Source organism: Nitrospirillum karajorum, from assembly GCF_036348415.1.
GTDB classification, from domain to species: Bacteria; Pseudomonadota; Alphaproteobacteria; order Azospirillales; family Azospirillaceae; genus Nitrospirillum; species Nitrospirillum amazonense_B.
This window is the reverse complement of sequence record NZ_JAZBQB010000001.1, coordinates 403,519-421,844: the sequence shown is the minus strand read 5'-3', so window position 1 is coordinate 421,844 and position 18,326 is coordinate 403,519. Positions and strand designations below refer to the sequence as shown.

Genomic DNA, 18,326 nt, shown 5'->3' with positions numbered 1-18,326 from the left:
GGCGGGGCAGCGGAGAGGGGAAGGCGCCGCCCAGGGGGCGGACAGTTGGCGGGGATGGTAGCAAGGGCGGAGCGACGGGCCCAAGATCAGTTTGTTACCGAACGGTAACCGGGCGGATCAGTCCGCCTCCTCCATTTCGGCGTCCCGCCCGGCCAAAATGGTTTCCAGGGGCGCCAGCGGCTCGTACCAGTCCGGTGGGAAATTGGCCTTGGCGCGGCTGGCATCGTTGAAGGGACGCTTGATGTCGCCCTTGAAGTACTGGCGGACCAGGGCGCGCCACTGCGCCGCCGGGTCGTTGCCGGCCGCCGCCGCGATCACGCCGAACCAGTGTCGGCCGGCGGCGACATGGCCGATCTCCTCATCATGGATGATCTGCAGCACAGCGGCGCTGTCCTCGTCCCCCACCTTCTTGAGGTTGGCGATCATCATGGGGGTGACGTCCAGGCCGCGCGCCTCCAGCACCATGGGCACCAGGGCCAGGCGGGCGGCCAGGTCGTGGGCCGTGACCTCGCTGGCCTGCCACAATCCGTCATGCGCCGGCAGGTCGCCATAGGCGGCGTCCAGGGCCGCCAGGCGCTGGGCCAGCAGGGCGTGGTGCTTGGCCTCCTCATCCGCGACCTTCACCCAATCATCTTTGAAGGTGCTGGGGGCGGGGGTGCCGTCGGGGAAGGTGGGAAAGCGGGCGACGATGTCCCAGGCGAGGTCGATGGCGTTCAGCTCGATATGGGCCAGGGCGTGCAGCAGGGCCACCCGTCCCGCCACGCTGCCGGCCTTGCGCCGCTTGGGCATGTCGCGCGGCAGCTTCAGCTCCGGCCGCGCGGGCCGCGCCGGCCGATCCGGTGGGACCGTATCGCCGGGACGGTCTGGCAGTGAACCGGCGCGCCAGGCCGCGGCGAAGGTCCGCGTCAGCCGCACCTTCTCCATCGGTGCCGCCGTGGTCAGCACGGTTACGGCCGCGGCGGCCAGGCTGGGCGGCAACGGTTGACCGGCCGAACCATCTTGGAATGGTTCTAAAGTAGCGCCCGGGGCGGTTTCGGGAACATGATAAGGTGCCATGGCGTTTTTGGACGCCAACCGGCGGGGTAAAGTCAAGGGTCGCTCCAGAGGGCGGTTCAAAGGGCATCCTGCGGATATAAGACGGGGCATGGGGGGGAGGATGCGTGTCATGAGGCGGGCGGGGATGGCGCTGGCGATGGCCTTGCTGCCGACGGTTGCATGGGCGGCGGCGGAGGTGGACCAACTGCCCACCATCATCATCACCGGCCGCGTGCCGCCCGACGCCGCCACCGAACGCATCTATGGCACCATCCAGCTGGACGGGCCCTGGCTGGATGCGGCGCCGGAACGGCGCCTTGATGAGGCCTTGCGCAGCGTGCCCGGCTTTTCCCTGTTCCGCCGCACCGGCAGCACAAGCGCCCATCCAACCGCGCAGGGCGTTTCGCTTCGTTCATTGGGACCCAACGGCGCCGGCCGCACCCTGGTGCTGGTGGACGACATTCCGGTCAACGACCCCTTCGGTGGCTGGGTGTACTGGAGCCGCCTGCCCACCGCCGCCATTGCCAGCGTGGCGGTGACGGAGGGTAGCGGCGCCGGCCCCTGGGGCAACCAGGCGCTGGACGGTGTCATCCGCATCACCACCAAGCCCCTGAATGGGGGCGAGGCGCGTGCCGGCAGCAATGGCCTGGTGGAAGGCACCGCCGGTGCCGCCGCCGGCGGTGTCTCCATCCTGGCGCATGCCAGCCGCAGCGACGGCAGCTATCTGGTGCGCTCCGACCAGCGCGGCCCCATCGACACCCAGGCGGGCTGGGACGACGCCTGGGTGGATGTGAAGGCGCAAGGGGAGGCTGGCCCCTTGGCGCTGGCCGGCACCGTCTCCGCCTTTCACGAGCATCGCGGCAACGGCACGCCCTTTCAGGAGAACGGCACGGATGCGCTGGAGGGCAGCCTGCGCTTCAGCGCCGCCGACGGCCCGCTGGGCCTGCTCTGGCACGGCACGCTGTACCTGCGGCGCTACGTCTTCAAGAACCGCTTCTCCTCCGTCAACGCCGCCCGCACGGCGGAAACGCCAGCCCTGGACCAGTACCGCGTGCCGGCGACGGCCGCCGGCGGTTCCCTGTCCACCACGGTGGAGGAGGGTGGCGGGCGCCGCACCGTGCTGGGCGCCGACCTGCGCTGGGCGGAGGGGGCGACACATGAGCGCTTCCAGCCCGTGGCCGGCGTGTTTCAGCGCGACCGCGACGCCGGCGGTGACCAGGTTGTGGGCGGCGTCTATGCCGAGCAGACCTGGCCGCTGGCGGAGACCATCGACCTGCACGGCGGTGTGCGCCTGGATGGCTGGGCCACCGGCGACGGCCATCGGGTCGAACGCTCCCTGGTCCCGATAGGGGGCCAGACCGGCGTCGTGACCCGCAACGACCATTACGATGACCGGGGCGGCGCCCTGCCCACGGCGCGGCTGGGGGCCGACTGGCGGCCCGAGCTGTTCGGCAAGCCGGGCGACTGGACCCTACGCGCCGCCGCCTACACCGGCTTCCGCCTGCCCACCATCAATGAGCTGTACCGCCCCTATCGCGTCGGCAACGATATCGTCGAGGCCAACGCCCGGCTGAAGCCGGAGCGCCTGGCGGGGGTGGAGGCCGGGGTGACCTGGGCGCCCGCCACGGGGCCGACGGTCAGCCTGACCGCCTATCATGACGGCGTGACCGACGCCGTGGATAATGTGCAGATTACCGACCGGCCAGGCACCGTGCCGGGCTTCGGCGTGGTGGTGCCCGCCGGCGGCACCTTCGCCCAGCGCCGCAACCTGGACCGCGTGCGGGCCGAGGGGGTGGAGATGCGGGCGACCTGGGCCCTGGATCCTACGCTGGATGCTGGTTTGGGTTATCTGTGGAGCCGTTCCACCGTGCTGCGTGCCGATGGCCTGCCGGCCCTGGTAGGCAAGCGGTTGTCACAGAGCCCGCTGCACACCGGCACGGCGGACCTGACCTGGACACCGGTGGCCGCCGTCACCACGGCCCTGCGGGTGAAGGCCAGCGGGCAGCAATATGAGGACGGGCTGAACACGCGCCCGCTGGCGCCCACGGTCACGGTGGACCTGTCGGCGGCCTGGCGGGTGCGGGAGTCTCTGGAGCTGTTCGCCACGGCGGAGAACCTGTTCGACCGCACGGTGGAATCAGGGCGCCGCGTCGATGGCCTGGTGGCGATCGCACCGGGCCGGATCATCTCGGGCGGGGTGCGGGTGAATTGGTAGGCGTGGGCTAAAGGTCTCGCACCCCTGCGGCAGGTATTCAGCGCGGGGTGACGGGGGTGGAGGGCTGCGGGTTCACGTAGAACTCGGCCGGATAGGCGGGCTTGTAATAGTGGCCGGCCTTGACCAGCGCCCGCTCATGCTCTGATCGCATGTAGCTGACCACGGGCAGGGACCAGGCTATGCCCAGCAGTAGTACCCACAGGCACAAAGTGACCAGGCGATCTTTATTGAACACGGCGGTCATGATCCCTACTCCTGAACTTCCCTTAACCTGATCCTTTATTGTGGAAGGATTATGGCGGGAAGTCGTGCGTTGCGGCTCATGACGGTATTTTTACGCCCGGGAAGATAAACAGGTTGCTAACAGCGGGGGCCGAGGCCGTGAATTTTTCGCAAGGCGCGATGCTCAAGCCATCCCGCCCGCGCAGACCTCAGCCCTCGACCGGGTCGCCGATGGTGTAGAAGTGGCCGCCGGCCACATGGTGCAGGCTGCGCCAGGCGGGGTCGGCCGTCTCGTAGGTCCAGTGACCGTCCTTGAAGACGCGTGTATCGGCCCAGGCGGCCGTCACCTCGCCAATGAACAGGTCGTAGGTCTGCTGGTTGTGGGGTTCCGGAACGACCCGGCAGGACAGCCAGGCCGCGCAGCCCGCCACGAAGGGCGGCACCTGACCCTCCATGCGGAACAACTGCACCCCGTGCCGGACCAGCTTGTCAGGGCTGTCGGCCAGGCTTTCGCCGCCCACGCCCCGGGTCAGGTGCACCTGCGCCCGCGTCGGCACCTGCAGGGCGAAGGCGCCACTGCCCTCGATCAGGGCGCGGGTGGCGGTGGCCTTGTCCAGCACCACGGTGACCTTGGGCGGGTCGAAGTCCAACGGGCAGGCCCAGGCGGCGGCCATGACATTGTCCGTGCCGTCATGGTGGGCGGACACCAGCACGGTGGGGCCGTGATTCAGCAGGCGATACGCCTTGGCGAGCGCGATGGGCTGGATGAAGGGGGCTTGGGCTGCGGCGTCCATGGTGTCCGTCTTTGGTCGAGGCAGGGCGAGCGGGGCGGAAGAATAAGGGAAGAAGGAAATGCCGGTCCCGTCCGGTACGGTTTCCTGGCTGGCGTCGGGCCCCGCCGTCGCCGGTTGGCGTGACACTATTAAGGTTTCGCGTCGGAATGGGGAGGGGTACGGAACGAAGCCCCTGTTCCTGGCAGGATATGGCAAGAAAATAGATAATAGGAAAACCTTGTTCGCGGTGGCTTGCGCCGCCGTGGCCCTTGTTCCTCCAGTCGCCAGTCGGGCGGCTGACAGTGATATCGTCGTGAACATGCCAACGGCGGCGGCATCCTGCCTGCTGTCCGCCGAAGGCACCCCTTCCCCAACAGCGGCGGCCCAATAGCGGCGGATGCCGGCGCTTTTCAAAAAATGTCACCGGCACAAGAAACGGATTGGCTGGTGGGGCCCCACGGCTCTACCGTTGCCGCCCGCGCCGGTGTCCCCCACCGGCGCATCGCCACCGTTGCCGCCGGATCGCCGCCATGTCCCCCATCCTGGGCCTTTACCTCGTCGCCGTCCTCATCTGGGGATCGACCTGGTATGTGATCGAGTTCCAGCTGGGGGCCGTGGATCCGGCGGTGTCGGTCGCCTATCGCTTCGGCTTGGCGGCGGTGCTGCTTATGGGTTGGCTGGCGGTGACGCGGCAAAGGCTGATCCCGCCCCGGCACGCTTGGCGGCAGGTCGCCCTGGTGGGCGCCTTCACCTTTTCCACCAACTACCTGTTGGTCTATCTGGCGACGGAGCGGTTGCCGTCCGGCCTGGTGGCGGTGGCAGGCTCGGCCCTCAGCCTCATGAATGTGCTGAACGCCCGTATCTTCCTGCGCCAGCCCATCCGTCCCCTGGTGCTGCTGGGCGGGCTGATCGGTATGAGCGGTGTGGTGCTGCTGTTCCTGCCCGAGTTGCAGGTGGACGGCCTGACGGGCAAGTCGGCGGTGGGCCTGGCGCTGGTCATGCTCAGCAACGTCAGCGCCTCGCTGGGCAGCATCTGCGTGCAGCGCGGTGCCCGCACCGGCGTGCCCCTGTTGCCGGCCACGGCGTGGAGCATGGCCTTCGGCGCCGTCCTGATGGTGGGCGTGGCGCTGGCCCGGGGCGCCGTCTTCAGCTTTCCGGCCAGCCTCAGTTACGCCGCCTCCCTGGGCTATCTGGCGCTGTTCGGCTCGGTCATCGCCTTCCTGGCCTACTTCTCCCTGATCGGGCGCATCGGGGCGGACCGCGCCGGCTACATCGCCGTGATGATCCCCATCCTGGCGCTGGTCATCTCCACCGTCTTCGAAGGCTATCACTGGTCGGCGGCGGCCTTCGTCGGCCTGGCGCTGGCGGTGGCCGGCAACCTGCTGGTGCTGGGCCCGAAGACCTGGCGCAAGCGGCGCGTGGACACGGCCACGGCCTGAGACGTCACACGATCGTCGACCCGCCGGGCGCCTATTCCAGCAGCAACCCGGCCGCCGCACAGGCGGCCAGGGTGGGCAGCAGGCCGAGGCGGGTATGGCGCAGGGCGATGAAGGCCACTAGCGCCAGCAGGGCGGCGGGGATGTCCAGGCCGGTGGGCAAGGGCAGGGCGAGGGGGCCTAGGTGCAGCGGCCGGCTGCCGCTGAACAGCACATGGCCGCCGAACCACACCGCCAGGTTCAGGATGACGCCCACCACGGCCGCCGTGATGGCGGCGAGGGCGGCGGTGATCGTGGTGTGGGTCCGCACCTGCTCGACATAGGGGCCACCCAGGAAGATCCATAGGAAGCACGGCGCGAAGGTCACCCAGCTGGTCAGCAGGGCGCCGAGAAAGCCGGCCAGCACCGGCGGCAGCGTTCCGGGGGCGTGGGCAGCCGCGAGGAAGCCGACATGTTGCAGCACCAGCACCAGGGGGCCGGGCGTGGTCTCCGCCAGGCCCAGGCCGTCGATCATCTCCCCCGGCGTCAGCCAACCGTATCCCGTCACCGCCGCCTGCGCCACGTAGGCCAGCACGGCATAGGCGCCGCCGAAGGTGACCAGCGCCATGCCGCTGAAGAACAGCGCCAGGTGGGTCCATACGCTGTCGGCGCCGGTGACCAGGCGCAGGGCCGCCAGCGGCCCCAGCCACAGGGGTAGCCACAGGGCCAGGGTCGACAGGGCCCGGCGGCGGCTGGGTTGGGCATGCGGCGGCACGGCGGCGTCCAGTTGCCGGTCCAGCAGGGCGTCGCCCGCCGGGGTGGCAGGGGTTGTGTTGGCTGCGGCGGGCGCGAACGCCGGGCGGGCCGCCATCCCGATCAGGCCGGCCGCCAGGATCACCACGGGGAAGGGCACATGGCCGACCGCCAGCGCCAGGAAGGCCGCGCCCGCCATGGCCAGGCCGGGCCATCCGCGCAACGCCCTCTTGCCCAGGCGCAGCACCGCGTCCAGCACCACCGCCAGGACGGCGGCCTTGAGGCCATGGAACAGCGCGCCCGTCAGCGGCGCCTGATGGTACAGGGTGTACAGCGTGCTCAAGCCCAGCATGACCAGCACGCCCGGCAGGATGAACAGCAGGCCGGCGATCAACCCGCCGCGCCGGCCATGCAGCAGCCAGCCGACATAGGTGGCCAATTGCTGCGCCTCCGGTCCCGGCAGCAGCATGCAATAGCTGAGCGCGTGCAGGAAGCGGGCCTCCCCGATCCAGCGGCGGTTTTCCACCAGCTCACGATGCATCAGCGCGATTTGACCGGCCGGGCCGCCGAAGCTCAGCAAACCGATGCGGGCCCAGACACGGGTGGCCTCGCCCAGGGTGGGTGGGGGCGCGCTGGGTGGGAACATGGGGATCGCCGTGCGGGGGTGTCGGGCTATTCGGCGACTAAGCCCCGCCTCCGTTCCGGCGTCAAGCGGTAGGTGTTCAGAACATGCCGTCGGGGCTGCTGGCCGGCACCGGCTGGCTGACGGACCAATGCTCCACCACCCGGTCGTCCGCCACGCGGAAGATCTCGACCACCGCCTCACCCCGGTCGCCGGGTGCCGGAATGCGATGGACATGCAGCACCACCAGGTCGCCCTGGGCGATGCTGCGCACCACCTCCGCCTTCGAGTCCGGGTGGCGTTGGAAAATCTCGGCGTAGGCGTCCTGCAAGGCGCGGCGGCCATCGGCCACGCCGGGCGTATGTTGTCTGCAGTCCTGTGCCACGTACCGATCCGCCGCGGACAGGTCATGCTTGTTGAAGAAGGCGTCATAGAAGTCCAGGACCGTCTGGCGGTTGGCCTCCCCCTCGGCCATGGTGCCCGGTATGCGGCTGCTGGTGGCGCCGGCCCATTGGTTGGCTGCTGGCAGGTTGGCTGCGGCTTGGGTGTGGGGGGACTGAACGGCCTCGGCCGATGCCAGGCCGGAACCGGCCAGCGCGGCGCCCAGGACCAGGGCGCGGATGATCAGACGCATCTCTTCCTCATGGGCTGAGCATCACGGGAAAGGCGGGCACCAGGGCGACCTTGCCCCGCCCGCGCCCATCCCGCGTCGCCTTTACCTGCACCGGCATTGTGGCGACTCTGGGGTGACGGCGGGGAAGGGTTAAGGCCCCGAACCATTATACGGTGAAGGGACCTGGTTCCGTGTCCCCGGCGTGGGGCGCCAGCGGGGATAAAATATTTGACATACGGTATCCGGAAACCGACGCTGGCGGCAAATGGGGATGACGGGGGCAAACATATGGGCGCGACCATGAACCGGGCCGTTTGGGCGTTGGCCTTCATCCTGGCCACGGCTTGCCCCCTGGGCCCGTCCCCGCAGGCCAAACCGGCCCCCGCCGGCGGTGTCGCGTCCGTCATCGCCGATTATGAGGCGCTGGCCCGCCAGACGGACGGCACCGACGGTCCCGGTTGGCCGGACGTCAGCAAGGGCGCCGCCGACCGCCGCGCCCAGGGCTACGCAGCGCTGAAGGCCCGCTTGGACAGCTTACCCCCGTCTAACCCCGACGGCGAGGAGGCGCTGACCCGCCGTCTGCTGGATTGGCGCCTCGGCGTGCTGGTGGAGGGGGCCAAGTTCGATGAGGACCGCATCCCCTTCGACAACGGCGACGGCTTCTTCAACACGGCCAACTATGCCGCCGCCACCACCGTTATCCGGACGGAGGCGGACGCTCAGGCCTGGATAGCGCGCCTTAGGGCTTTGCCCGCCTACTATGACCAGCAGATCGCCAATATGCGGCGGGGGCTGGAGACGGGATTCGTCCAGCCGCGTCCTACCGCGGCTTCGGTGCTGAACATCCTGAGGATCGCGGCGGACCAGCCGGCGGAGGCCAGCCCCCTGCTGGGGCCGCTGAAGGCGTTGCCCGCCACCATTCCGGCCGACCGCCAGGCCGCGCTGCGCGCCGACGCCCTGGCCGCGGTGACCCAGGCGGTGAAGCCGGCGCAGGCGAAGCTGGTGGCCTTCTTCGACCAGGATTATGTGCCCCACGCCCGCGACACGCTGGGGGCCAGCAGCCTGCCCGGCGGGCGCGACTACTACGCCTACGCCGTGCGCCGCTCCACCACCACCGACCTGGCGCCCGACGCGGTGTTCGCGCTGGGGGAGCGGGAGGTGGCACGCATCCGGGGGGAGATGGAGGCGGCGATGCGGGCCACCGGCTTCACCGGCACGTTGCCTGAGTTCATCGCCAAGCTGCGCACGGACAAGCAGTTCTACGCCCCGGATTTGGCGACCTATGTGGAAAAGGCCAGTGAGATCGGCAAGCGTGTCGACGGTCTGCTGCCCCTGTGGTTCGGCACGCTGCCGCGCCTGACCTGGACCATCCGGCAAAAGCCGCCGGAACAGGAGGGCTCGTCCAGCGGCTATGATCTGGGTGACCCGGTCAAGGGTGTGCCCGGCCGGGTGGTGGTGGGCTCCCGCTCCTTCGAGGACCCGCTGTTCGGCCTGCCCGCCTGGATCCTGCACGAGGGCGTGCCGGGCCACCATCTGCAGATCGCCCTGGGGCAGGAGCGCACCGACCTGCCCGCCTTCCGCCGCAAGGATGAGCCCACCGCCTTCATCGAGGGCTGGGCGCTGTATGCCGAGCAACTGGGCGAGGACATGGGCGTCTACCGCACGGCCTATGAACGCTTCGGCCGCCTGTCCTTCGATATGTGGCGGGCCTGCCGCCTGATGATGGACGTGGGCATCCACTGGAAGGGATGGAGCGCGGACCAGGCCGCCCGCTGCCTGCGCGACAACACGGCCTTGCCGGAACGCGCCGTGCTGGGCGAGACGCAACGCTACATCGCCTGGCCGGCCCAGGCCCTGGCCTACAAGGTGGGGGAGCTGAAGTTCCTGGAGGAACGGCGGCGGGCGGAACAGGCGCTGGGATCGCGCTTCGACATCCGCGCCTTCCACGACGCCCTGCTGGACGACGGCCCCATGCCCATGGACATTCTGCACGACCAGATGGGCCGTTGGCTGGCCCGGCAGGGGGCCCAATAAGAGGCCCAACGGGGGGCGCGGCAGAGCCCCAGCCCTGACCAGTGCCGGGTCGGGCGTCGCGTGTCGGAATAAAAAGCCGAGAGTCGTGGTAGAGGCTGAATGAAGGCCGGAGGCATCTATGGCTTCACGAGCCGCAGGCGGGGTGGCGAAGGTTCGGTCGAGGCGTCGCCGAGGGTGTTGAAGAAGCCTCTGATGGCCTCGATGTAACGGTTGTCGGCGAAGGCGATGACTGGGTCCTCAAAACAGGGTAGGGCGACCATGAGGCTGGTCACTTCAGTATCGGCCATGCGGATATAGTTACCGTCGCCGAGGGGGGCCGCTAGTTGAAGGGTGAGCCCCGTTTTCCCATGGCCTAGGCCGATGACCAGACAGTTCGCCACCAAATGGGCCATCAACCTCCCGTCTTGCTGGTAGCAGGTGATGTAAGCGACGGAGGCGCCAAAGCATATCGTGTTATTATCAAGACAGTAATCCCGGATCGTCCTAACATTTTCCACCGAGAATATTTGTTGATTTGTGAAGTTTCTCTCTGAAGACATTTTTTCTGCCCCTAATCGAAGGAAATGATATATGCAATTCGGCAGGTGGGGTGAAGAATATATTAATGCTGGGTTATAGTATCCCGGCCCGGCATATGGCCCACGCCTGCCATTATTAATTGTTGTTTTCTTTGGTGGATTTTAGCGTGGAAATGCATGATGGCCAATATCCCGATTTTTAGGGAGGCCAGTCCTAAGATCGGGTGCGGGCAATGCCGGTGGTTGGCGAGCATGGGCGCGGGACGCAGCCGGCTTCCTGTGAGGTTGTCCGCAGGCAGATTCGCGCCCAAGGGGGATGCACCTTTGGAGATTTGCCCCTAAATTCGGATAAGGCCGTGCGCGATGGCGATGGAGGCGGCTTGTGCCTTATTCCGGGCGCCCAGCTTCTTTCGGGCGCTGTCGATATGCTGGTGGACGGTATGGGACGAGATGTTCAGGCGACCCGCAATTTGCAGGGCGGACTCGCCGACAGCGGTCCAGGTCAGGATTTCAGCCTCACGAGGGGATAGCGACAGGGAGGCCCTTGGTTTGCCGACGTCCAACTTGATGATCTGTTCCTGGGCGTATGTGGCGATCACCTGCAACTCGTGCCGATGATTGGCGAAAAGGCGGGTGAATCCCTCACCTGTGAGGGAACTGCTGACGGCAAGCACGCTTTTGCCGGGGCCGGGGCCGTGGACCGGCACAATGGCCCCGGATCTCAATCCAGCCTCCGCGCCTTCCTCAAGGACGATGCGTTGCCGTTCTGTCAGATGCAGGTGGGTGGCAGGCCCACCCCAGGCACTGGGAACCACCGACTGCATCGCCCGGATCATGGCGATGTCGTCGCGGGTATAGCGCTGCTGAATATAATGATCGACCCAGGCTTGGGGATAGTTCCCACACACCAACTGGCCGGTCCAACCGTTGGGATGCACCAGGACGTCATAAACAAACCATTCGAATCCCATGCGCGCGGTTTCCGCGCCCAGCGCCTCGGCGACCTGCGGGATGGTTTTTGCCGCTGCCAGCTTGTCGAGGGATCGGTCGAGTTGGTTCATGGAGACGCCCGCCCACGACATTGGATGCCAGTGCGAGTATGGCCCGAGCGGGCCTTTTCGTCCAATCCCCAGCGATCCGAGGTGCCGGGCGCGGGGATGGGCGGAGCCAGGATACAGGAGGAAGAAGCCCTTGGGGAATGGCGACCCCAGCTGGATTCGAACCAGCGACCTACCGCTTAGAAGGCGGTTGCTCTATCCAACTGAGCTATGGGGCCCCAGGGCGGTCCCGACCCCATGGCCGGGACGCCCGATATCGACAGGGTATCAGAAACGGCCGACGCGGGGGCGGTCGGCGCGGAAGTTGTCGGCGTAATTCTTCGGCCGGACGATGCGGTCGTTGTGGGTGATGACCTCGTAGGTCCAGCCCTTGCGCGTCGCGTAGGCGATGGCCTCCTCCGCGCTTTCGAACGTCAGCTTCACCTGGTTCAGGGTGTCGCCCGAGCTGGTCCAGCCCATCAGCGGTTCCGGCCGGCGGGGGGTGGCCAGTTCATATTCCAGGATCCACGAATGGGTCTTGGCGCGGCCGGACTGCATGGCCGTCTTGGCCGGCTGATAGATACGAACCTGCATCTCTGGATCGTCCCCGGTTGAACACAACGCTTGGTGCCCGCCGTCCGGCTTGAACGGCCGCCGGGCGGCTTGGGAGCCGGACGTCGCCCGCCGGCGCCAGTCCGGGCGATGGTCGGGGCGCCCGGATTCGAACCGGGGGCCTACGGTTCCCAAAACCGTCGCGCTACCAGACTGCGCTACGCCCCGAAACCATCGCGAGCTAGGGTTTACGCGGTTCCCGGGCCCATGGTCAATCAGGAAAGCGGCCCGCCCGCCGGCAAGGCTGGTACGCCCTGCCCCGGCTCCACCCGGTTGCACCCAAGGACGCGCCACACCAGGAAATCCCGACCGCCCTGGATGGGGGGCGCCCGGCAAATTTGACCGGGTGCGGGGAAAATATGGCCGGCCGGATTGTTTGCGATCTTGTCTCGCTTCCCACGGTTTGGGCCGAAAATCCCTTTATTCACAGATACGTAAACATCTCGCCCGGCTGTTGGCACGGTTTCTGCGGTTCGTGAGCCGAACCTAACCGTCCATCAGAGGAGGTTGATGGCGTCCATGACAGCGTAGCGCCCCCGGACTTTCCCGGACGGACCAATTCCCGCCGCGTCGGCGGGGAGGGGCCGCCGCCCGGAGACGGGGACTTAGGCCCCCCCGGCAGCGGGCGGGTGGCGCTTTCGGTGTCGTGGGACCAGCAGCTTGCTCTCGCCAGAAGGATCAGACCGGCCCAAACGGCCGCCCTCCGGCAGCTCAAAAGGAGATGAATGATGTCCTCTCAAGTCGCGCTTTCTTCGGCAATGCGTTCGAACCTGCTGTTGCTGCAGAACACCAACAGCTCGATCGACAAGCTCCAGGCTCAACTGTCCACGGGCAACAAGATCAATAGCGCGCTGGATGGCCCCACGGCCTTCTTCGCCGCGCAGGGTCTGAACCAGCGTGCCAGCGACCTGTCCACCCTGAAGGATGCGATGGGCCAGGCCATCAGCACCATCAAGGCGGGCAACCAGGGCGTCACCTCCATCCAGAAGCTGATCGACCAGGCCAAGGGTCTGACGACCTCGGCCTATTCCAACCTGGGCAATGATCCGGGCGCCATCGCCACCCGCAAGTCGCTGGCCGACCAGTTCAACGCCATCAAGGACCAGATCGACAAGCTGGCGGCCGACAGCGGCTATGGCGGCAAGAACCTGCTGGCCGGCAGCGGCCAGACCTTCGACGCCACCTCCGTGTCGCGGGCGACCATCAACTCCATCACCGGCCTGTCCAACAGCCGCGTCACCAACGTGACCACGTCGGACACCTATTCCATCCGCGTGTCCGGCACGGGTGATATCTCGGGCAGCGCCGGCGACATCGCCTCGGCCGAAACCGCCCGCGGCCTGTTCGGCCTGAAGGTGTCCGGCAAGCTCAGCTCGACCGCCGGCAATTTCTCCGACGTGTCCATCGAGATGCGCGGCGCCGTCGGCCAGACCCGCACCGCCGTGATCACGGAAGGTGGCGAATCCCGGTCCATCACCTTCTTCGACAACACCCAGGCGGTTTCCAATTCCCTGACCACCGCTGGCGTGTCCGGCACCCCGCAGACGTCGACGATCACCATCACCGGTAACGTCGACAAGGGTGACACCTTCACCGCCACGGTCAACGGCACGTCCTTCACCTATACCGCGTCGGCTGGTGATGTCGTCGCGCCGGACGCCGCCACCCGTGAGAAGAACATCGCTGCTGGTTTGTACGGCAAGATCAACGCCGCCACGGTCGCCGGCGGTTCGCTGTCCACGTTCACGCTTTCGAATCCCGGAGGCACCAGCAACAGCTTCACGCTGACGGCTCCCGGCAGCACGGGCACCGCCAACACCTTCACCCTGGGCACCTCGGCGTCCAACGCCCTGACGAAGAACATTTCCGTGTCCTTCTCGTCAGGCACGGTGGTGTCGTTCACGGTGGACCGCACCACCCTTGAGGCCCTGGGAACCACGGGCAATGGCACCTCGACCATTGAAAAGGACGTGGACGTCGCCGTGACCGCCACCGACCTGAATGGCGTGTCCATCACCCGCTCGGGCGCCAATGACCGTGGCAGCGGCAAGCTGGCGGATGGCGAAAACGCCATGTCCTTCACCACGGGCACGGTGCGCATCAACGTCGACCCGACCAAGATCATGCAGGCGGCATCGGCCAGCGCCTTCGCCAACATGACGACGACGCAGCAAACGCCGGCGAACACGCAGAACGACCTGTCGGTGCAGTTCAACGAGACCAACACCAACTCGCTGACGGTGAAGTCCACGAACGTCACCACCGACGGTCAGGGCCTGCGCCTCGACTATGCCCAGAACAACTTCCTGGACCGGTCGGACATCGACGCCGCGGTGGCCCAGCTGACCTATGCCACCAACCAGCTGCGGTCGGCCGGCCAGACGCTCAGCACCAACCTGAACGTCATCCAGACCCGCTCCGACTTCACCGACGCCTTCAACAACGTCCTCTCGGACGGTGCCGACAGCCTGGTCCAGGTCGACCAGAACCAGGCCGGCGCGCAGTTGCTGACCCTGCAGACCCGTCAGCAGCTGGGTGTCACCACCCTGTCGCTGGCCAACCAGAGCCAGCAGGCCATCCTGAAGCTGTTCTAATCGGTGACGTGGGGATGGGCGCAGTCCCCATCCCCACGGTCCCCCATTCCGACGGCCCCCCATTTCGGCTGGCGGGCACAACAAAGAAGGGCGGTCCCTCGCGGGGCCGCCCTTCTTCATTTCATCCAGCGTCAGAAAACCAGGATCATTCCGTTCCCAAAACGACCAGGCGGGCGGGTTTGCGGAAATTCATGGTGATCATCAGGGTGGCCCGCCCCTTGATGACGTACAGCGCCTTGTCGGACACGACGGGCAGGGGAACGTTGCGCGACATGCAATAGCCCACCAGGGCCGCCTGCAACTCCTGCTCGGGGATGGCGACGTCGTTGGCCACCCCTTCCTGGGTAACGGACACGCGGGCCGTGACGCCGCGGTTGACGGTATATTCCAGGGCGCTGACCTCGCCCTCGGGAAAGGCCTCGTTCAGCTTGCGCCGCCGTTCGGTGATGGCGCTCACCACTTCGCGGTCGGTGAAGACGATGCAGCGGAGTTCCTTCATGCGCTCGCGTTCCGACAGGCCAGGGACGCGGAACCTTACGCCAGCTTCCGGCGCCGCCGCCAGTTGCAAATGGGATATGGCATCGCCTTCCAAGGCTCCTCCCGCCCCGCGTGCCGGGCTGCGGCAAATACGCCGATGCTTGCGAATGTGGGAATTTTTTTCGCCGACCCGCGCCGGGATTCGATGGCCGCCGCGTGTAACTCGCGCCCCCGGTACCGTGATCCGGGTCCCGCGCCACCACCGCAACCCCAGCCGACCCGTCACCGGTCGTGTCCCATAAGGCCGGCCCCGAACTTCTTAATTCGTCTGAACAGGCAGGATTTCTCAGCAAATGAAGCGTCTTCTCGCGCCGGTGGCCGCCGCGCCCCTGTGCCTCGCCGCCCTGACCGACCTCCACGCGGCGACGACGATCTCCGATACCCGGTCCAGCGGGGTTGCGACGTCCACAGCCGGTGACCTTACCATCACCGGCACGGTCAGTCCCTCCAGCGGGACGGCGGTGACACTCGACAGCAGCAACACCGTCAGCAGCTCGGGCACGATTTCCATCACCGGCGGCGACGACACGACGGGCATCCTGGTGAAGGGGGGCAACACCGGCAGCGTCAGCCTGAGCGGCACCCTGACCCTGACCGACAGCAGCGTCAGCTCCACCATCCCGCTGACTTCGGCCGAGCGGCGCAACGGCATCTGGGTCTCGGGGACGGGAGTGTTCACGGGTGACATCAACACCTCGGCCACCCTCACGGTGCGGGGCAACGACAGTGCCGGCATCCGGGTCGCGACCGAGATGGACGGCAGCCTGACCATGAGCGGCACGGTGTCGGTCACCGGCAACAACTCCTACGGTATCCAGACCACGGCGATCACCGCCGGCACCATCCTGATTTCCGGTACCGTCAGCGCCCTTGGAACCGGTTCGGTTGGTGTCGCGCTGGACGGCGTGACGGAAGGGACGGTGCAGGTCTCGGGTTCCGTCAGTTCCACCGGCTACCTGTCGACCACGCGCCCCACCACCACCGCCGGTTTCGCGGCACTGACCGCCAACGACGAGCTTCAGGGCGGCGCTGCCTTCCGCATTTCCGCGACCACGACCGGCGGGCTCAACCTGTTGTCGACGGGGTCCATCACCTCCTACGGCTCGGCTCCCGCGCTGCTGATCGGCAACACCAACTACACGGTCGAGTTGGGCACCGTGCCGGGCAGCACTTATGGCCTGGTACTGGCGGGCGCCGTCGTGGCCAGCGGCGTCTATGACGGCTTCAGCACTACCGGCGTGCAGATCGGTGGCCTGGGCGGTCCGGTCGTGATCGATGGCGGCATCGACTTGGCCGGCAGCCTGACTACCTTGTCCTACAAGGCGGACTCCACCGGTATCCAGGTCGGTTCGGGTGCCAGCGCGCCCAACATCACCGTGTCCGGTTCCATCAGCACCACCGTCTCATCGCAGTCCTCGCAGGCGACCGCCATTTCCATCGCCAGCGGCGCCTCCATCAGCACTTTGACCATCAGCGGCACCGTCGCGGCCTACGCCACGGGCTTCGCCGGCGCCACCACCCCGGTCGCCAGCAACGCGGTCGCGATCTACGACGCGTCCGGTACCGTCACGCAGATCACCAACACCGGCACCATCCTGGCCAAGGTGTCCGAATCCACGGACAACACCGGCATCACCGGCACGGCCACGGCCCTGGACCTGCGCGCCAACACCAGCGGCGTCACCATCGACAGCAGCGGCACCATCACCGGCGACATCTTGCTGGGTTCGGGCGACGCCACCGTCAACCTGACCGGCGGTACCGTGACCGGCGCGCTGTCCTACGGCAGCGGCACCAACACGCTGACCATCGATGGCGGTGCCAGTTACTCCGGCGCGCTGACCAGCGATGGAACCCTGGCCGCCACGGTGACCAACGGTAAGCTGCGCGACACCAGCACCAGCACCATCAACATGCGGTCGCTGACCGTGGGCTCCAGCGGTGAGATCGACTTCACCGCCGACCCGGCCAACAACACCAACACGCTGTTCAACGTCTCCGGCGCCGCGTCGCTGGCCTCGGGCACCAAGATCGGCCTGATCTTCAAGAGCAAGGTCACCGACAGCAACAGCTTCACGGTCATCAAGGCCAGCAGCCTGAGTGTGGGAACCACCGACCAGTCGCTGCTGGGCGACGTGTCCTACTGGTACAAGGCCAGCATCGCCGCCGACACCACGGCCGGCACGGTGACGGTGAACGTGGCGCGCCGCAGCGCGGCCGAGGCGGGCATCACCGTCGGCGCCAGCGCCTTCAACGCCATCTACGGCGCCTTCGACAAGGACACGCAGATGGGCGAGGCGTTCTTCAACGCCACCAGCGCCAGCACCTTCGGCAGCCTCTATGAAAAGATGCTGCCGGATTATAACGGCGGCCCGTTCCAGTTGCTGAACCGTGGCATGATGGCGCTGGCCCGTACCGAGGCCGACCCCACCGTGGCCATGGTTGATGAGAAGCGCGGCGCCTGGGTTCAGGAGTTGGGCTTCGCCGTGTCGCAGAACCGGGACCAGGGTCCGGGCTACAACGGCAACGGCGTGGCCCTGATGGGCGGCTATGAAAAGTCCGTCGAAAATGTCGGCATCGTCGGCCTGTCCAGCTCCTACATGATCACGGCGGTCAATGACCCCGATGCCTCCAGCGGTAACCAGGTGAAGGGCCAGGTCTTCACCGGGGGCGCCTATTGGCGCGACCGCTACGGCGGGCTGATGGCCAACGCCAGCTTGAACGCCGGCTATATCCGTTTCTCCAGCACGCGCGTCTTCACCGGCACGGACGACGACAGCGCCTCATTCGAGCGTGACGCCAGCGCGCACTGGACCGGTTACCTGGGCGATGCCCATGTCGGCCTGGGGTATGAGCAGTCGCTGGGCTTCATGTTCCTGCGCCCCACGGCGTCGCTGGACTATTTCGTCCTGTCCGACGGCGCCCACCAGGAAAGCGGTGGGACCGACGCCTTCAACCTGAAGATCGGCGAGCGCACGGGCCAGCAGGGCAACGCCGAGGCGGCGCTGACCTTCGGCACCCAGCTTGGCGGCGATTTCCAATGGAAGCCGGCGCTGACCGTGGGCTGGAAGCAGGTGTTCGGCGACGGTCCGGGCGACACCACCGCCAGCTTCGCCGGTGGCTCCAGCTTCACCCTGGTACCCCAGTCCATGGTCGGGGGCGGGCCCATCGCCCGGTTGACCGTCCAGGGCGGTAACCGCTACTCCGACATCGCCTTGGAACTGGGGGGCGAAAGCCGCCATGGCTACATCGGGTATGACGCCCGGTTCGTGAGCAAGTTCCGCTTCTGATTCCCCGTTCCACTGTCAGAAGGGCCGCCCCACTGCGGGCGGCCCTTTTCTGTATG

General features: G+C 67.1%; 14 protein-coding genes and 2 tRNA genes. 5 read left to right on the top strand and 11 right to left on the bottom strand.

Features of this window, described 5'->3' with window-relative positions:
* Nucleotides 1-117: 117 nt before the first annotated feature.
* The gene (locus tag UCD39_RS01885; RefSeq protein ID WP_442943587.1) at nucleotides 118-924 is read right to left on the bottom strand and encodes a ferritin-like domain-containing protein; all 807 of its coding nucleotides are present in this window, start codon (nucleotides 922-924) and stop codon (nucleotides 118-120) included.
* A 241-nt stretch (nucleotides 925-1,165) separates the two neighbouring features.
* Here UCD39_RS01885 and UCD39_RS01880 point away from each other — a divergent pair, with 241 nt between their 5' ends.
* Nucleotides 1,166-3,250: a TonB-dependent receptor plug domain-containing protein gene (locus UCD39_RS01880; RefSeq protein ID WP_330494444.1), complete on the top strand. Its 2,085-nt coding sequence runs from the start codon at nucleotides 1,166-1,168 to the stop codon at nucleotides 3,248-3,250.
* Nucleotides 3,251-3,287: 37 nt separating this feature from the next.
* On the opposite strand, the gene UCD39_RS01875 is transcribed toward UCD39_RS01880, so the two are convergent.
* Complete coding sequence (locus UCD39_RS01875; RefSeq protein WP_330494443.1) at nucleotides 3,288-3,494, bottom strand: hypothetical protein; 207 nt, start codon at nucleotides 3,492-3,494, stop codon at nucleotides 3,288-3,290.
* A gap of 187 nt (nucleotides 3,495-3,681) precedes the next feature.
* The gene (locus tag UCD39_RS01870) at nucleotides 3,682-4,266 is read right to left on the bottom strand and encodes a flavin reductase family protein (RefSeq protein WP_330494442.1); all 585 of its coding nucleotides are present in this window, start codon (nucleotides 4,264-4,266) and stop codon (nucleotides 3,682-3,684) included.
* Nucleotides 4,267-4,775: 509 nt separating this feature from the next.
* On the opposite strand from UCD39_RS01870, the gene UCD39_RS01865 reads away from it, so the two are divergent.
* On the top strand, nucleotides 4,776-5,684 hold the full coding sequence (locus UCD39_RS01865; protein WP_330494441.1) for a DMT family transporter: 909 nt from the start codon (nucleotides 4,776-4,778) through the stop codon (nucleotides 5,682-5,684).
* 31 nt (nucleotides 5,685-5,715) lie between these two features.
* On the opposite strand, the gene chrA is transcribed toward UCD39_RS01865, so the two are convergent.
* Together chrA and UCD39_RS01855 are read right to left on the bottom strand one after the other, a co-directional pair.
* Nucleotides 5,716-7,059: a chromate efflux transporter gene (gene chrA / locus UCD39_RS01860; RefSeq protein WP_330494440.1), complete on the bottom strand. Its 1,344-nt coding sequence runs from the start codon at nucleotides 7,057-7,059 to the stop codon at nucleotides 5,716-5,718.
* 76 nt (nucleotides 7,060-7,135) lie between these two features.
* A complete protein-coding gene (locus UCD39_RS01855) occupies nucleotides 7,136-7,669 on the bottom strand; it encodes a nuclear transport factor 2 family protein (RefSeq protein WP_330494439.1) in 534 nt (177 codons plus the stop codon).
* 279 nt (nucleotides 7,670-7,948) lie between these two features.
* On the opposite strand from UCD39_RS01855, the gene UCD39_RS01850 reads away from it, so the two are divergent.
* Nucleotides 7,949-9,682 carry a DUF885 domain-containing protein gene (locus UCD39_RS01850; protein ID WP_330494438.1) on the top strand — a complete coding sequence of 578 codons (1,734 nt, stop codon included), beginning with the start codon at nucleotides 7,949-7,951 and terminating at the stop codon, nucleotides 9,680-9,682.
* A gap of 116 nt (nucleotides 9,683-9,798) precedes the next feature.
* Here the strand turns inward: UCD39_RS01850 and UCD39_RS01845 are convergent, their stop codons facing one another.
* The 5 genes from UCD39_RS01845 to UCD39_RS01825 all read right to left on the bottom strand — a co-directional run bounded on the left by UCD39_RS01845 (nucleotide 9,799) and on the right by UCD39_RS01825 (nucleotide 12,017).
* Nucleotides 9,799-10,074, bottom strand: coding sequence for a hypothetical protein (locus UCD39_RS01845; RefSeq protein ID WP_330494437.1), 276 nt, complete (start codon nucleotides 10,072-10,074; stop codon nucleotides 9,799-9,801).
* 464 nt (nucleotides 10,075-10,538) lie between these two features.
* Nucleotides 10,539-11,261: a helix-turn-helix transcriptional regulator gene (locus UCD39_RS01840; RefSeq protein ID WP_186455974.1), complete on the bottom strand. Its 723-nt coding sequence runs from the start codon at nucleotides 11,259-11,261 to the stop codon at nucleotides 10,539-10,541.
* A 138-nt stretch (nucleotides 11,262-11,399) separates the two neighbouring features.
* A tRNA-Arg gene (locus UCD39_RS01835) sits at nucleotides 11,400-11,476 on the bottom strand.
* A 49-nt stretch (nucleotides 11,477-11,525) separates the two neighbouring features.
* Complete coding sequence (locus UCD39_RS01830; RefSeq protein ID WP_330494436.1) at nucleotides 11,526-11,831, bottom strand: ETC complex I subunit; 306 nt, start codon at nucleotides 11,829-11,831, stop codon at nucleotides 11,526-11,528.
* A gap of 109 nt (nucleotides 11,832-11,940) precedes the next feature.
* Nucleotides 11,941-12,017, bottom strand: a tRNA-Pro gene (locus UCD39_RS01825).
* A gap of 560 nt (nucleotides 12,018-12,577) precedes the next feature.
* On the opposite strand from UCD39_RS01825, the gene UCD39_RS01820 reads away from it, so the two are divergent.
* On the top strand, nucleotides 12,578-14,443 hold the full coding sequence (locus UCD39_RS01820) for a flagellin N-terminal helical domain-containing protein (RefSeq protein ID WP_330495472.1): 1,866 nt from the start codon (nucleotides 12,578-12,580) through the stop codon (nucleotides 14,441-14,443).
* A 145-nt stretch (nucleotides 14,444-14,588) separates the two neighbouring features.
* On the opposite strand, the gene UCD39_RS01815 is transcribed toward UCD39_RS01820, so the two are convergent.
* On the bottom strand, nucleotides 14,589-15,035 hold the full coding sequence (locus UCD39_RS01815; protein WP_330494435.1) for a hypothetical protein: 447 nt from the start codon (nucleotides 15,033-15,035) through the stop codon (nucleotides 14,589-14,591).
* A 238-nt stretch (nucleotides 15,036-15,273) separates the two neighbouring features.
* Here UCD39_RS01815 and UCD39_RS01810 point away from each other — a divergent pair, with 238 nt between their 5' ends.
* Nucleotides 15,274-18,270 carry an autotransporter outer membrane beta-barrel domain-containing protein gene (locus UCD39_RS01810; RefSeq protein ID WP_330494434.1) on the top strand — a complete coding sequence of 999 codons (2,997 nt, stop codon included), beginning with the start codon at nucleotides 15,274-15,276 and terminating at the stop codon, nucleotides 18,268-18,270.
* Nucleotides 18,271-18,326 lie beyond the last annotated feature (56 nt).

Excerpts from the sequence above, each read along its gene's own strand:
- UCD39_RS01885 (WP_442943587.1), bottom strand. The coding sequence starts at position 924 with ATGGAGAAGGTGCGGCTGACGCGGACCTTCGCCGCGGCCTGGCGCGCC.
- UCD39_RS01880 (WP_330494444.1), top strand. The coding sequence starts at position 1,166 with ATGAGGCGGGCGGGGATGGCGCTGGCGATGGCCTTGCTGCCGACGGTT.
- UCD39_RS01875 (WP_330494443.1), bottom strand. The coding sequence starts at position 3,494 with ATGACCGCCGTGTTCAATAAAGATCGCCTGGTCACTTTGTGCCTGTGG.
- UCD39_RS01870 (WP_330494442.1), bottom strand. The coding sequence starts at position 4,266 with ATGGACGCCGCAGCCCAAGCCCCCTTCATCCAGCCCATCGCGCTCGCC.
- UCD39_RS01865 (WP_330494441.1), top strand. The coding sequence starts at position 4,776 with ATGTCCCCCATCCTGGGCCTTTACCTCGTCGCCGTCCTCATCTGGGGA.
- chrA (WP_330494440.1), bottom strand. The coding sequence starts at position 7,059 with ATGTTCCCACCCAGCGCGCCCCCACCCACCCTGGGCGAGGCCACCCGT.
- UCD39_RS01855 (WP_330494439.1), bottom strand. The coding sequence starts at position 7,669 with ATGCGTCTGATCATCCGCGCCCTGGTCCTGGGCGCCGCGCTGGCCGGT.
- UCD39_RS01850 (WP_330494438.1), top strand. The coding sequence starts at position 7,949 with ATGAACCGGGCCGTTTGGGCGTTGGCCTTCATCCTGGCCACGGCTTGC.
- UCD39_RS01845 (WP_330494437.1), bottom strand. The coding sequence starts at position 10,074 with ATGGCCCATTTGGTGGCGAACTGTCTGGTCATCGGCCTAGGCCATGGG.
- UCD39_RS01840 (WP_186455974.1), bottom strand. The coding sequence starts at position 11,261 with ATGAACCAACTCGACCGATCCCTCGACAAGCTGGCAGCGGCAAAAACC.
- UCD39_RS01830 (WP_330494436.1), bottom strand. The coding sequence starts at position 11,831 with ATGCAGGTTCGTATCTATCAGCCGGCCAAGACGGCCATGCAGTCCGGC.
- UCD39_RS01820 (WP_330495472.1), top strand. The coding sequence starts at position 12,578 with ATGTCCTCTCAAGTCGCGCTTTCTTCGGCAATGCGTTCGAACCTGCTG.
- UCD39_RS01810 (WP_330494434.1), top strand. The coding sequence starts at position 15,274 with ATGAAGCGTCTTCTCGCGCCGGTGGCCGCCGCGCCCCTGTGCCTCGCC.